At 57.9% G+C, this 1,046-nt stretch carries 1 pseudogene; it reads left to right on the top strand.

Annotated features, from left to right (window positions below):
* Nucleotides 1-127: 127 nt before the first annotated feature.
* Nucleotides 128-1,006, top strand: a pseudogene (locus ACRARG_RS21550) (IS3 family transposase); the annotation flags it as partial.
* Between the last annotated feature and the right edge of the window lie 40 nt (nt 1,007-1,046).

The following is a 1,046-nucleotide window of genomic DNA, read 5'->3' as shown; positions in this document are numbered from 1 at the left end:
CGCCGCGGCCTATGACGAAAGGCATCGACAACGTGTGCTCTCAAACCTCCAGCGGCGTGCCAAGACAATGGGTTACGCCTTGGCACCTATTAGCGAGACAGCGGCTGTTTCTTAGGAAGGCAACGCAGTTCTTCGCGGGCCAAAAGCCATGAGATTCAGGTTCATCGAAGAACACCGATACGCCTTTTGTGCGCAGCGCATGTGCGACGTTCTGGATGTCAGCTCACGCGGCCTGCGGGCTTATCGTAGCCGACCTGCCAGCCAAAGGCAGCGGAGCGACATGGCGGTCTTGGCCCACATCAAGGAACAATCCCGTCTCAGCCTGGGCAGCTACGGCCGCCCAAGAATGACGGAAGAGTTGAAGGAGCTTGGCCTGAACGTTGGTCATCGTCGTGTCGGTCGGTTGATGCGCGAGAACGGCATTCGTGTTGAAAGGTCGAAGAAATACAAGGTGACGACCGACAGCGGCCACGCCTTCAACATCGCGCCGAACCTGTTGAACCGGGACTTCCATGCGGACCAGCCCAATCGGAAATGGGCAGGCGACATCAGTTATGTCTGGACGCGTGAAGGTTGGCTATATCTCGCTGTCCTTCTCGACCTACATTCACGGCGTGTGATCGGCTGGGCCGTCAGCAATCGCATGAAGCGGGATTTGGCGATCCGGGCATTGAAGATGGCCGTGGCGCTTCGCCAGCCTCCCAGGGGCTGCATCCACCATACCGATCGCGGCAGCCAATACTGTGCGCACGATTACCAGAAGCTCCTGCGCCAGCACGGCTTCCAGGTATCGATGAGCGGCAAGGGAAACTGCTATGACAACTCCGCCGTCGAGACGTTCTTCAAGACGATCAAGGCTGAGCTAATATGGCGAAGGCCTTGGCAGACGCGCAGAGACGCCGAGTTGGCCATCTTCCAATACATCAACGGCTTCTATAATCCGCGACGGCGACACTCAGCATTGGGCTGGAAAAGCCCGGTCGCATTCGAACGGAAAGTGGCCTAAACGAGCACTTGGAGCGGCACAAAAACGCGACAGGTCCAGT

This window comes from Pseudooceanicola profundi, from assembly GCF_050897955.1.
Lineage (GTDB): Bacteria > Pseudomonadota > Alphaproteobacteria > Rhodobacterales > Rhodobacteraceae > Pseudooceanicola.
This window is presented reverse-complemented; position numbering and strand designations above follow the sequence as displayed.